Raw genomic sequence first — 12497 nt, forward strand, 5'->3', positions numbered from 1 at the left:
GTGTCCGCTTCGTCAGCCCGGTGCGATCTGCTGTGCGTAGTCGTACAGATCCTGCAGGATGTTCTGCGCGCGCGCGTCGCCTTTTTCCGTGGCTTCCGCGCCCAATTGTTGAAGCCGTTCGCCGAAGACCTCGAAGGTCAGATAGCCATCGCGGCCTTCGAACAGGCGCTCGGCGCGCAGTTGCTCCCACTGCTCGTATTCCTCTTCGTTCAACGTATCGGGGAAATTGCGTGCGCGGTAGCGGAACAGCAGCTCAGGCAGGCGCGCATCGGCAAAATCCGCATGCAGGCGCGCGAGTTGCTCGCCGCTGAGCGTGCGCAGCTCGTTGAGCATGCGGCGGTCGTCGTTGCCGACAAATCCGCCGTAGAGGTTCTGGTCAACGTCTTCGATCGGCTCCAGCTCGCGGGCGTACACCTGACGCCACGTATCACGCATGTCCGGCGCACCCTGCGCGATGGCGGCGTGGCGTTCAATGGTGGCGAAGTCGATGCCCCAGCGTTCTGCCTGCGCGGGTTGCAGCGTCTTCATGTTGCTGATGACGATGGGCGACTTGTTGATGTGGATCGACTTGATCGGCAGCCGCGTGGTGCCTTCGGCCAGGTCAGCCGTGCGCGTGAACATGCGCTCGCGGATCGTCGCGACATCCATGTGGAACAGCTCCGACGGGTCGAACGCCAGGTCCCACACAATCAACTCGTTCTTGTTGGTCGGGTGACCGCCCAGCGGCCACACCACGGCCATGCAGCCGCGCTCCACGCCGTACATGCCGGAAATATGCAGCAACGGCCGCGGCGCATCGCCGATCTCGGCCACCACGCGGTCTTTCTTGCGCAGCGCCAGACAAAAATCGAACAGGCGCGGCTGCGCGTTGCGAATGAGGCGCGCCAGCGCAATCGTCGCGCGCACATCGGACACCGCATCGTGCGCTGCCTCGTGCACCAGACCGTTGGCCTTAGAGAGATGCTCCAGCTTGAAGCTCGGCCGGCCGTCTTCGTGCTTTGGCCATTGGATGCCTTCTGGGCGGAGCGCCCAGGTGGTGCGCACCACGTCGAGCAGATCCCAGCGCCCGCATTCGTTCTGCCACTCGCGTGCGTACGGGTCGATCAGGTTGCGCCAGAACAAGTGGCGCGTGACCTCGTCATCAAAGCGGATGGTGTTGTAGCCGACGCCGATGGTGCCGGGCGTGCCCAGTTCGCGCTCGATGGCCTGGGCGAAGCGGTACTCCGGAACGCCCTGCCTGGCGCACTGCTGCGGCGTGATGCCGGTGATGAGGCACGACACCGGATCGGGCAGCCAATCGTTGGACGGCTGGCAGAACAATTCGACAGGCTCGCCGATCTCGTTCAGCTCGGCATCGGTGCGGATGCCCGCAAACTGGGCCGGACGATCACGGCGCGGCACGGCGCCGAAGGTTTCGTAGTCGTGCCAGAGAAAGGTGGGAGTGACGGGCAAGGCAGCAGCTCGTTGGAAAGACTGAAGATGCCGGCATGCTAACAGTGTTGACGGCCCCGCTCGCTCGCCCTGGCGGTTGACTCACATCAACCCGCTCCGGGCAGGCGTCGACCAGACTGGTATCTCCCCCCAACCAGGAGATGTCTCATGGCCCAGTCGATGAAAGCTGCGGTTGTCCATGCGTTTGGCGAGCCCTTGCGCATTGAAGAAGTGCCGGTTCCCACACCTGGGCGCGGGCAGATTCTTGTCAAGATCGCGGCCTCGGGCGTCTGCCACACAGACCTGCACGCTGCCGATGGCGACTGGCCCGTCAAACCCAGCTTGCCGTTCATCCCCGGGCACGAAGGGGTCGGCTATGTGGCGGCGGTGGGCGAAGGCGTGACCGCCGTCAAGGAAGGCGACCGCGTGGGTGTGCCCTGGCTCTACACCGCCTGTGGCCACTGCGAGCACTGCCTGAGCGGCTGGGAAACCCTCTGCCACGAGCAGCAGAACACCGGCTACTCCGTCAACGGCGGCTATGCCGAATACGTACTGGCCGATCCGAACTACGTCGGCCACCTGCCCGCGCAGGTCAGCTTTGAAGAGATCGCACCGATCCTCTGCGCGGGGGTGACGGTCTACAAGGGCATCCGCATGACGGATACGCGGCCCGGCCAGTGGATCGCCATTTCCGGCATTGGCGGGCTGGGACACGTGGCGGTGCAGTATGCGATCGCCATGGGCCTGCATGTGGTGGCCGTGGACGTGGCGCCGGACAAGCTCGCGCTGGCACGCGAGTTGGGGGCCAAGCTCGTCGTCGATGCCTCGCAGCAGGACCCCGCAGCCGTGATTCAGAAAGAGATCGGCGGTGTGCACGGCGTGCTCGTGACGGCGGTGTCGCGCAGTGCCTTTGCACAAGCGCTGGGCATGGTGCGGCGCGGCGGGACGATCTCGCTCAATGGGCTGCCGCCCGGCGATTTTCCGCTGCCGATCTTCTCCACGGTGCTCAATGGCATCACGGTGCGCGGCTCGATCGTCGGCACGCGGCGTGATCTGCAAGAGTCCCTGGAGTTTGCCGCCGAGGGGCTGGTGCGCGCCCATATTCACCGCGACAAGCTCGACAACATCAACCAGGTGTTGGCCGATCTGAAGGCCGGCAAGGTGGATGGCCGCATCGTCCTGACGCTCTGAGTGCCGCCACCCGGCGGTGCGAGTAAGCTGCGGGCATCACATCCGCTTGCCCCACCGCCATGCGTATCCTCTTTTTCAGCAGCCACCGTTACGACGAAGACAGCTTCCGCGCCTCACTCGCGCGCGGCGGTCACAGCTTCGACCTCGTTTTCCAGCGCGCGCACCTTGACGCGCAAACGGCGTGCCTCGCAGCGGGCTTTGAAGCGGTGTGCCCGTTCGTGAATGATTGCCTCGATGCGGAAGTGCTCGAAGCGCTGGCAGCGGGCGGCACGCGCCTGATTGCGCTGCGCTCGGCAGGCTTCAACCACGTCGATCTGCCGGCCGCGCAGCGCCTGGGGCTGACGGTGGTACGCGTGCCGGCCTATTCGCCGCACGCGGTGGCCGAACATGCGGCCGGCATGATCCTCACGCTCAACCGGCGGCTGCACCGTGCCTGCAATCGGACGCGCGAAGGCGATTTCTCATTGGATGGATTGCTGGGCTTCGACCTGGCGGGCAAGACCGTCGGCGTGGTCGGCACCGGGCAGATCGGGCAGGTGTTCGCGCGGATCATGGCGGGCTTCGGCTGCCAGTTGCTGGCATTCGATCCGTTTCCGCAGGCCTCTCTGACGGCGCTGGGCGTGCGCTACGTGCCGCTGCCGGAATTGCTGGCGCAGGCCGATATCGTCAGCCTGCACTGTCCGCTCAACGCTGGCACACATCACCTGATCGACGCCAGCGCGCTCGCCAGCATGAAGCCGGGCGCGATGCTCATCAACACGAGCCGCGGCGGCCTGGTCGACAGCCCCGCCCTGATCGACGCCCTCAAGACCGGCCAGCTCGGCCACCTCGGGCTGGACGTGTACGAAGAAGAGGCGGATCTGTTCTTCGAAGACCGCTCCGCCGACGTGCTGCAGGACGACGTGCTGGCACGGCTGCTGAGCTTTCCCAACGTCATCGTGACCGCGCATCAGGCGTTCTTCACGCGCGAGGCGCTGGCGGGCATTGCCGACACCACGCTCGCCAACGTGGCGGCCTGGGCGGCCGGCGCACCCGTCAATGTGGTGAAGGCCTAGACCCGCAAATCAAGCTGCCTTGGCTTTCGGCTGGGACAGCTCGCTTTCGCCTTCCTTCACGTAAATGGAGTTGCGTGGCTTGGCCAGCACGCGTCGCACCATCGGCTCGAAGAACGAGAGCGGCAGGTTGTCGTAATCGGCCATGAAGGCGGCGGCGTCGTATTTGGCGCAGAACTCGGCCGTGCGCTCGAACAGCTCGGGCTGGCTGCGGTACTGCTCGCGCAGGTTGCGGTCGAGCCCCAGATGGTGGAAGAAGTAGTAGCCCTGGAAGATGCCGTGCTTCTCGACCATCCACAGGTTTTCCGGGCTCACGAACGGCTTGAGGATGGCCGCGGCGATGTCCGGGTGGTTGAAGCTGCCCAGCGTGTCGCCAATGTCGTGCAGCAGCGCGCAGACCACGTATTCCTCGTCGCGGCCGTCGCGGTGGGCCAGCGTTGCGGTTTGCAGCGAGTGCGCGAGACGATCGATCGGGAAGCCGCCGCAATCGCCGTCGAGCAGCTTCAGGTGCGCGAGCACGCGGTCGGGCAATGCGCGGGCATAGGGCATGAACTCGGCCGAGATGGCGGCCCAGTCCTCGCGGGTGCCGTGCTCCATGTGGGAAAACGTTGCGCGCGGGGCGGTGTGCTTCGGATCGGTCATTGGGGGTGTCTCCTTCGTCGCCGGAATGGTCGCGTCGGTGCCGCGTCGTATTGTCGTATTGAATGGCTGCGCGGCTGATGGGGCATTCTCTGCCCGGCGCTTGCATGCAGACTGTCAAGCGTTTGACAATGATCGGACTGCCTTCGCCGCATCCTGCCGCCATGCCCGCAGACGCCTCCCATACCGCCCCGGCTCCCACGCCCTCGCAGCTCGCGCAGGGCTGGCTGCGCGACGCCCCCGCCGATCTGCTGGCCGAGATCGCGCCCACCGCGCGCCTGGTCACCTACCCTGACGGCGAATGCATCCACCCGCACGGCGGCCCGGCGCAGGGCATGTTCCTGATCGTGCGCGGCCGCGTGCGCATCAGCCGAACGACCGACGGCGGCAGCGAACTCGTCTACGGCGTGCTGCGCGCCGGCGAATGGTTTGGCGAGATCGCACTCATTGACGGCGGTGGCCGCACGCACAGCGCCCATGCGCAGGGGCCCACCACGCTCGTCCTGCTTGGCAGCGCGGCGTTTGCGCGCGTGGTGTCTGCCTACCCGGCCGGCATGTGGGCGTTGATGCAGCAGCTCTGCCAGCGCATCCGCTTGATCTTCGACGAGTTCGAGCACGCCAGCGAAATGCCCGCCGATGCGCGGCTCGCCCAACGGCTGCTGCAGCTCGCCCGCGCCGGCGATGGCCGCACCGTCGCCGCCAGCAATGAAGAGCTGGGCCGGATGCTGGCACGCTCGCGGCAGACGATTTCCAAGTACCTGCAGGCTTGGCAGCGCGCAGGCTGGATCCGCTGCCATTACCGCACAGTCGAGGTCGTCGACACGGCAGCTTTGCGGCGGCTGATCGACGGTCACGCTTCCTGAGCTTGCCCTGCGCATGGGGCACGCGCGCCGCAACTTGCACCCATAGAATGAATTTTTTGCCGCGAGTCTGCTTGCCGCCACCGCACCCATCTCCATGAATCCCATGTTCTTGCCGGCCTCGCCCGAGGGCCGGCGCCTTGTGTTGCTGCTCGGCCTCGCGCAGATGGTCTCGTGGGGCACGCTGTACTTCAGCTTCACCGTGTTTCTGGCGCCGATGCACGACACGCTCGGGTGGGCCCGGCCGTTTCTGGCGGGCGGGTTTTCACTCGGCCTGCTGGTGTGGGCGCTGTGCTCGTTCTGGGTTGGGCGCGCGCTGGACCGCTGGCCTGCGCGCCGCGTGATGGGTGCAGGCACCGTGCTCGCGGCGGGCGGCCTGCTGGCGTGGTCCTTCGTCTCGAATGAGACCACCTTCCTGCTGCTTTGGCTGCCGATGGGCCTGGCGATGTCCACTACGCTCTACGACCCGGCCTTCGTCGTGCTTCGCCAGGCGTTTGGCGATGCGTATCAGCGCCCGATCATTGGTCTCACGCTGATTGCAGGGTTCTCCAGCACGCTGTGCATTCCGCTCGCGCAATGGGGCGTGGAACACCTCGGCTGGCGGCACACGCTGCAGCTTTTTGCGCTGGCCCATGTGCTGATCTGCCTGCCGATCCATGCCCGCCTGCACGTGCGGCCGCCCATGCTCGCCCCTGCAGCAGCGCTTGACCCGGCAGCAGCGGTGCATGCCTCGGCATGGCGCATGGTGTTGCGCTTGCCGGTGTTCTGGGCGGTGGTGCTGGCCTTCGTGGCCACCAGCCTGATCGCCACCGTGCTCGGCGCGCACCTGATTCCGCTGCTGACGGAGAAAGGCGTGCCGACCAGTCGCCAGTTGCTGATCGCCGCGCTCATCGGCCCCGCCCAGGTGCTCGGGCGGCTGGCCATGATGCGGTCGCGCCCGGCGCACCCGGTGCGCATTGCACCGTGGACGTACGGCGCCATGGCCGCAGCGCTCTCGTTGCTCGCGCTGTCCAGCGGGCCGCTGCTGATCGTGTTCGCGCTGGTCTATGGTGCAGCCAACGGCATCAACACGATGGTCCGCGCGATTGCGATGCCGGAGCTGGTTTCGCCCAACCAGTACGCCACGCTCAACGGCCTGATGATGACGCCCGTGCTGTTGGCGCAGGCCAGCGCCCCATGGCTGGGCGCCCTGCTCTGGCGAGCCAGCGGCGGCTATGCAGCAGTCGAATGGGCGATGGTTGGAGCCGCCATCGTCGCGCTCGTAGCCTTCGCCTATGGCTTGCGGCACGCGCAAAAACGCCACGTACCTACCGCTGCGTCGCGTACAGGGGTGACGCAATCGTCATGACGCATTCACCACTTTGAGCGCAGGAGATTGCTTTTAGGAACCTTTGGAAGCGCACATCTGTCTTGAAACATGGGACGTGATGTTTCATTCTCATAGCAAGGGCGGTCCGCTTTTTGCGAGATTGCCGACGGAGGAAGCGCCTTGTCACAGGTTCATGTGGAAACATCTGAGAGCGAGCGCATGCCGTGGTCGGTCCAGGAGATCGCTTACGACAGCATCGACGTGGCACGCGTACGCGAAAACGGCACGCTGTTCTACCTTGTTGCCAGTGCGTCGTTTGTGGAGAGCGGCTCCGACCTCTATGCCGGCAACCTCGCCCAGTACTACGCCGACCGCCCCGAAACCGCGCACTGGCTGATCCACCATTGGGAACGCGAAGAGCTTCAGCACGGCCTTGCCCTGCGCCGCTACGTTGAAACCGTATGGCCCGAGTTCGACTGGGAGCGCGGCTACGCCCGCTTCTTCGAGGAATACTCGGTCACCTGTTCGGTCGACCAGTTCGAGCCCACGCAGGCGTTGGAAATGGTCGCGCGCTGCGTCGTCGAAATGGGCACCGCCACTTTCTATCGGGCCATCGCCCAAGCCGCGGCTGAGGCCGATGAACCGGTGCTGCGCGACCTCGCCAGCCGCATCTCGGCCGATGAAGTCCGACATTACAAACACTTCCTGCGTTTCTTCAACGAGTGCAACGCGAGCGAGGGCGTAGGCCGCGCGCGCGTGCTCAAGGCGCTCGCCTCACGCCTGCGTGAAATCAAGAACGAAGATTCGATGATCGCCCTGCGCAATGTGCTGCGTATCGAGCGCAGCCAGGAAGATGTGCCCGAGGCCGATGTTCGCGCGCTGAACTCGCGCGTCAGCGCGCTGGTGCGCTCTTATCTGCCGCTGGATATGGCGGCCAAGATGTTGCTCAAGCCGTTGCGCCTGCGCCCGGGGTTCGAGCGCTCGATTCGGCCGCCCCTGGTGGCCGTGGTGCGGCGGGTGATCCTGCATTAGACCGCCGCGCACGACGGTTGCGCCAACAAAAAAACCCGGGTTGAAGCCCGGGTTTTTCTTATCCAGCCGACCACGCGCCGCTTCAGGCCAACCGGAACACATCCACAGCGCCGCGCAACTCCTGGGCCTGTTGGCGCAGGCTTTCAGCGGCGGCAGCCGCTTCTTCAACCAGCGCAGCGTTCTGCTGCGTCACCTCGTCCATCGACGTGACCGCATGGTTGACCTCTTCGATGCCTTGCGACTGCTCGCGCGAGGCGTGGCTGATCTCGCCCATCAGACCGGCGATGCGTTCCACGCGCGTCACGATGTCTTGCATGGCATCACCGGCGCCGCGTGCGGCCTGGTTGCCGGCCTGCACTTCTTCAACCGAGCGATTGATCAATTCCTTGATCTCCTTGGCAGCGGCTGCGCTGCGCTGGGCGAGGCTGCGCACCTCGCCGGCCACAACGGCAAAGCCCCGACCCTGTTCGCCTGCGCGGGCGGCTTCCACGGCGGCGTTCAGCGCCAGGATGTTCGTCTGGAAAGCGATGCCATCGATGATGCCGGTGATGTCGGCAATCTTCTGCGCCGTGGCGTGGATGCCCGACATGGTGCCGACCAGCCGCTCGACCGTCTGCCCGCCGGCATTGGCCGCCTCGCTGGCGGACTGCACCATGTCGTGCGCGTGGTGGGCGCTCTCGGCGTTCTGGCGCACGGTGGCGGCCAGTTGTTCGATGCTCGACGCAGTGCGTTCCAGATTGCCGGCCTGCGCTTCGGTGCGGGCGGAAAGATCCGCATTGCCGGCCGCGATCTGACCGGTGCTTGATGCGATGGTGGAGGCGCTGGCGCGCACCTTGTCGACGATGCCCGAAAGGCCGTCGCCGACGCCGTTGACGGCGCGCATCACCTGGCCGATTTCATCGCGGCGGGTGGTGGGCAGGCGGTGCGTGAGATCGCCCGCAGCCACACGCTGGGCCGCGTCTACCACCTCGGCCAGCGGCGTGCTCACAGTACGGCGCAGCATCCAGTACAGCCCGCCGGCCAGCAGCGCACCGAGTGCCAGACCCAGCAGCAGGAAGCGATTGCGGGCGGCCACCAGATCGGCGTTGAGTTCATCTACGTAGGCCGTGCCGGCAATCACCAGTTGCCAATCCGGGTATTGCGTGAAGACCGTCAGGCGCTCACGCGCGGTGCCACCTTCCGTGTCGGCCAGGGTATGACGCAGCGTGCCGTCCTTGCGCGCGATCATCTCGCGCACCCAGGCTTGGCCGGCGGCGTCCTTGGCGTCGAGCAGGTTCTTGCCTTCGCGGTCTTGCGTGTGGTCGATCAGCACCTTGCCCTGATCGGCGCCGGGCTTCCCGTCGATGACGAAATAGCCACCCGTCTTGCCGATGCCGTGCGAGCGAATCTTGTCCTTGAGCAGCGCCAGTTCCGAGCGCACGTCCACACCCACATACAGCGCGCCGATCACCTTGCCCGACGCATCGCGCACGGGTTCGTACTTGCTCATGTAAGGCACGCCAAACAGCCACGCCAGGCCGCGGAACGACTCGCCGGCCATCAGCGCTTTGTAGCTGGGGTGGGCGCGATCGAGAAGCGTACCAATCGCACGTTCGCCGTTTTCCTTCTTGAGCGACGTCGTCACGCGCACGAAGTCGTCGCCGGTGCGGGCGAACACGGTGGCGATGGTGCCGCCGGTGCGCGCGAAGAACTTGTCCGGCACGGTGAAGTTGAGGTTCAGGACCGTGTCACTGCTTTTGAAGGTAGGCGTCGGCTTGCCCGCCACTTGCACGGTCTGCGCCGGGTCCACGCTGTAGGGGCCGGGCGCGGCGTCGGCAAAGGCGGTCAGAAAGCGGTCGGCCTCGGTGCGCATGGTGCCGTCGAACAGGCCGATCATGTCGCGCATGGCGGCCTCCTGGTTGCGCATGGCCGATTGGGTATTGGCCTCCAGCATGCGCAGGCTCGATTGCGAGTTCGCCAGCGCAAACATGCCGAACACCGCCACCAGGGCGATCAGACCAATCACGGCCAGGCGGGTACCGAGGCTGGTTGGGGGTTGTGAAACTTCAGAAAGGGGCGCAGACGCTCTCATGCTTTTTTCCTGGGGGTCGTCAGTCGGGTTAACAACGGATCAACCGGGAAAAGCTTGAGAGCAAACGTTTTACAGGCGGCTATGTCCGGCAAAGCAGACATGCGTCTGCATTTCCGGACGTCATTTATCGCAAGTTAGCTCAACGTGTTGGGGCGTGAGCTGAGCGGGGTTGCCCGCACCCAGGTCGATGCGCCAGTCAGCGCCATGTGATGCACTCACTTCGCGGCCGTCCACGGTCGCCCGGCAACGGGTTGCATTGGCAAAGCGGATGAACGGTCGCGTATAGCCGGCAACGTCGACCGACAGCGAGCGGCCATCCGCACTGCGTTGCCAGTTCGACAGCCTGCCGCTGGCATCGCGCACGTAGGGCTGCGTTGGCGCGGCGGTGCTCAGGGTGAAGCGCGCCGAGCCGCTGGTCAGGTGGATGTAGGTGCCGCCCGGGCCTGCAGCGTAGCCGGCCACATCGCGTGCATCGGCAAGGCGCGGCACGCCCGGCCCCGCCCAGCGCACGGTCCGCAGATCGCCATTGCCGCGCACGACCCAGGCATCGCCGTCACGCGCGACAGCCATGGCGCGGAAGTCGAGCACCTTGCGGATGTAGTCCGACGCGTAGATCGGCATGACCGGCTGCGCGACAGCCCAGTCATACACCTGCCGCAAGGCGGTAAGCGAGGCCAGCTTGGTGCCGGAATACATGTGGTAGTAAATGCCGATCGGCTTGAAGCGATAAGGTTTTTCGGTCAGTTCGAACGTTTCGATGGCGCGCGAAAAGCCGTAATACGGGCCGTGCCAGAGGTTGGTGTAGATGTTCTCGTTCTGGTCGGGCGCAAATACCTGGAAGAGGCCATCGCCTTTGTCCACGCCAAGCGGCGCGACGGCCGTCCAGCTCGGGTTGGAGCGCGTGATGTAGGTATCGCCACCGTTCATGTTCAGCACACCGGCCTCGACGGTCTTCTGCACGGCAATCGGTGGCACCTGGCCGTTGCCGCTCCACAGCAGCACCTTCACGCGCTTGCCCGGAGGGGCCAGTTTGGTGTTGATGTAATGGATGGAGCCCGCGATCTCGCGGTCGAAACTGAAGCGGTAATTGGGAATGTTCAACGAGAAGGCGGTGTCGGTGCCTTCGGGCGTTTCGGCAGAAGTCGGGTCGGGCGGGTTGGTGGTACGCAGCCAGTTGAACGGGTGCGAGAACGTGTGGCTAGCCAGTTCCACATAGGGCTGCGCAAAGATGCTGCGCGCGATCGGCTCAAGCTGCGGCGTGAGCTTCGGGTACACACCGTCGGCCGCCACTTCGCCCTCGATGATCGACACGGTAGTCGGCACCTTGTAGCGATCCAGAATGTCGCGCAGCAAGGCCTGGCCGGAGAACTCGCCGGGCGGGAACTCGGTGCGGGAGGCGAATCCGTCGCCGTCGATATGCACGGTCATCAGCCGTCGGCCGTTCTCCGTGGTGGTGTCAGGCACCGGCATGGTGGGCAGTTGCAGCGCGCGGCGCAGAAAATCCAGTGGCTGGATCACCCAGCGCGCCTGGTCGACATCGGGCATGCGAAACACACCGAAGGGCTGCAGCACGTAGCCACCCCACGGCATGATGGCCGCCGCATCGTAGGTGTAGCTGCCGGCCGAGAGCCGCAATAGCGATTGCGCTCCCGCCACGCCAGGGTCCACCTGCACGCCCACGGCCATGCGCCGATCAGGGTGGGGCTGCAGCTCGAAGCCCATCATCGGATCATGCGAGACGATGGCAAGGGGCCCAGCCGGGGTGCCAGGCATCATTTTCAGATTCAGCATCTGCGCCGTAGGGGCATCCATGTTCAGCCCGAACTGGTTGAACATCGCCACACGCACGCCGGCGCTCATCGTGCGCCTGAGCCACGACGCCCACGCGCCAGGCCGCGGTGCGTTGCTGTCGAACCAGGTGACAACGCCGGCATAGCGGTCGGGCGTGACCGTCGGCAACGGCTTGTTGGCGTCGGCAAATTCGGTGCGATAGCCCAGATAGTTGATAGGCATGGCCAGATAGAGCACCGACGGGGCGGTGTTGCGGCTGGTGCCGGGCTCCTGGGGTTCGACCAGCAGTACACGGCGTGGCATCACTTCCAGCCGGCCGATGCCGATGAAGTCCGCGCCCGATGTGGTGGCGTAGCTGGTGACGCCCGCAGCGCGCGCCACGTTGGCGGTCTCCCGCAGACAGGTGCGGTTGTAGTTGACGCAGTAATCGAGCGCGACCGCCGGCAAGTGATACTGCGCCCCGATGTTGCGCAGCGTAGCAATGCGCGCGTTGCGCTCGGCATCGGGCACATCGCGCAGACCTTCGCCTCCTGCGCGCTCACGCACCAGACCCGCCGTCACGACGCCGGACAACTGCGGCGCCAGCGTCTCGAGCCAGGCCGTGCCGCCAGCCAGCAGCTTCGTCTGCGGTGCGCGCGCATGCAACGCCTGAACCAGCACCGCAATGGCATTGGCGGCATCGGGGGCGCTGCGTTGAAGTGTGTCCAGCCCATCGAGCAGGAAGCCTTGGTAGCCTTGCGCAAGCAACGGCGCAAAGACCTGGTCGATCACATTGGCAGGCCAGGCGCTCGAGCGCATCGCATCGGTCTGTTGTGTCAGGTCGACGCGAGCGAACCAGAGCGTGGACGATGGCTGTTTCGGATCGAAACTGCCGGCCGTTGCCGGGTCCAGCACAACCCAGTCGAAGGCTTGCAGTTCAGCGACGGGCACATCGCGGCCGTAGTAAAAGGCCATCTGCGGATCTGCAGGCGCAGGCGTTACCGGCTGCTGTGCGCGCGCGGCCGCAACGCCGAACGCCAACGTAACGGCACCCAGCCACGCCGTCCGCCACCACAAACCCATGCTGCCCACAGCTCGCTTGCCCTGCATCCCAATCCTCAAAAGTCAGTCCGACTTTTATT

9 protein-coding genes are annotated in these 12497 nt (G+C 65.5%); 5 read left to right on the forward strand and 4 right to left on the reverse strand.

What is annotated here, in order from left to right:
• Positions 1–12: 12 nt before the first annotated feature.
• Positions 13–1452: an exodeoxyribonuclease I gene (sbcB, locus tag NKG59_RS24045; RefSeq protein ID WP_253542232.1), complete on the reverse strand. Its 1440-nt coding sequence runs from the start codon at positions 1450–1452 to the stop codon at positions 13–15.
• Between the two features lie 147 nt (positions 1453–1599).
• On the opposite strand from sbcB, the gene adhP reads away from it, so the two are divergent.
• Together adhP and NKG59_RS24055 are read left to right on the forward strand one after the other, a co-directional pair.
• The gene (gene adhP / locus NKG59_RS24050) at positions 1600–2622 is read left to right on the forward strand and encodes an alcohol dehydrogenase AdhP (RefSeq protein ID WP_253542235.1); all 1023 of its coding nucleotides are present in this window, start codon (positions 1600–1602) and stop codon (positions 2620–2622) included.
• 59 nt (positions 2623–2681) lie between these two features.
• Complete coding sequence (locus NKG59_RS24055; protein WP_253542238.1) at positions 2682–3677, forward strand: 2-hydroxyacid dehydrogenase; 996 nt, start codon at positions 2682–2684, stop codon at positions 3675–3677.
• A gap of 9 nt (positions 3678–3686) precedes the next feature.
• Here the strand turns inward: NKG59_RS24055 and NKG59_RS24060 are convergent, their stop codons facing one another.
• Positions 3687–4316 carry an HD domain-containing protein gene (locus tag NKG59_RS24060; protein ID WP_045206706.1) on the reverse strand — a complete coding sequence of 210 codons (630 nt, stop codon included), beginning with the start codon at positions 4314–4316 and terminating at the stop codon, positions 3687–3689.
• Positions 4317–4444: 128 nt separating this feature from the next.
• On the opposite strand from NKG59_RS24060, the gene NKG59_RS24065 reads away from it, so the two are divergent.
• The 3 genes from NKG59_RS24065 (at position 4445) to NKG59_RS24075 (ending at position 7514) form a co-directional block, all read left to right on the forward strand.
• Positions 4445–5176 (forward strand): Crp/Fnr family transcriptional regulator, encoded by a 732-nt coding sequence (locus NKG59_RS24065; RefSeq protein WP_253542241.1) that lies wholly within the window; start codon positions 4445–4447, stop codon positions 5174–5176.
• Between the two features lie 103 nt (positions 5177–5279).
• Positions 5280–6521 carry an MFS transporter gene (locus NKG59_RS24070; protein WP_413412155.1) on the forward strand — a complete coding sequence of 414 codons (1242 nt, stop codon included), beginning with the start codon at positions 5280–5282 and terminating at the stop codon, positions 6519–6521.
• Positions 6522–6701: 180 nt separating this feature from the next.
• Positions 6702–7514 carry a ferritin-like domain-containing protein gene (locus tag NKG59_RS24075; protein WP_253542247.1) on the forward strand — a complete coding sequence of 271 codons (813 nt, stop codon included), beginning with the start codon at positions 6702–6704 and terminating at the stop codon, positions 7512–7514.
• 82 nt (positions 7515–7596) lie between these two features.
• Here the strand turns inward: NKG59_RS24075 and NKG59_RS24080 are convergent, their stop codons facing one another.
• Together NKG59_RS24080 and NKG59_RS24085 are read right to left on the reverse strand one after the other, a co-directional pair.
• The gene (locus tag NKG59_RS24080; protein ID WP_253542249.1) at positions 7597–9585 is read right to left on the reverse strand and encodes a methyl-accepting chemotaxis protein; all 1989 of its coding nucleotides are present in this window, start codon (positions 9583–9585) and stop codon (positions 7597–7599) included.
• Between the two features lie 120 nt (positions 9586–9705).
• Positions 9706–12465 (reverse strand): bifunctional glycoside hydrolase/polysaccharide deacetylase family protein, encoded by a 2760-nt coding sequence (locus NKG59_RS24085; protein WP_253542251.1) that lies wholly within the window; start codon positions 12463–12465, stop codon positions 9706–9708.
• Positions 12466–12497: the final 32 nt, after the last annotated feature.

It is taken from the genome of Ralstonia chuxiongensis (assembly GCF_024158925.1).
GTDB lineage: Bacteria > Pseudomonadota > Gammaproteobacteria > Burkholderiales > Burkholderiaceae > Ralstonia > Ralstonia chuxiongensis.

Excerpts from the sequence above, each read along its gene's own strand:
- NKG59_RS24060 (WP_045206706.1), bottom strand. The coding sequence starts at position 4,316 with ATGACCGATCCGAAGCACACCGCCCCGCGCGCAACGTTTTCCCACATG.
- NKG59_RS24075 (WP_253542247.1), top strand. The coding sequence starts at position 6,702 with ATGCCGTGGTCGGTCCAGGAGATCGCTTACGACAGCATCGACGTGGCA.
- adhP (WP_253542235.1), top strand. The coding sequence starts at position 1,600 with ATGGCCCAGTCGATGAAAGCTGCGGTTGTCCATGCGTTTGGCGAGCCC.
- NKG59_RS24055 (WP_253542238.1), top strand. The coding sequence starts at position 2,682 with ATGCGTATCCTCTTTTTCAGCAGCCACCGTTACGACGAAGACAGCTTC.
- NKG59_RS24080 (WP_253542249.1), bottom strand. The coding sequence starts at position 9,585 with ATGAGAGCGTCTGCGCCCCTTTCTGAAGTTTCACAACCCCCAACCAGC.
- NKG59_RS24070 (WP_413412155.1), top strand. The coding sequence starts at position 5,280 with ATGTTCTTGCCGGCCTCGCCCGAGGGCCGGCGCCTTGTGTTGCTGCTC.
- NKG59_RS24085 (WP_253542251.1), bottom strand. The coding sequence starts at position 12,465 with ATGCAGGGCAAGCGAGCTGTGGGCAGCATGGGTTTGTGGTGGCGGACG.
- NKG59_RS24065 (WP_253542241.1), top strand. The coding sequence starts at position 4,445 with ATGATCGGACTGCCTTCGCCGCATCCTGCCGCCATGCCCGCAGACGCC.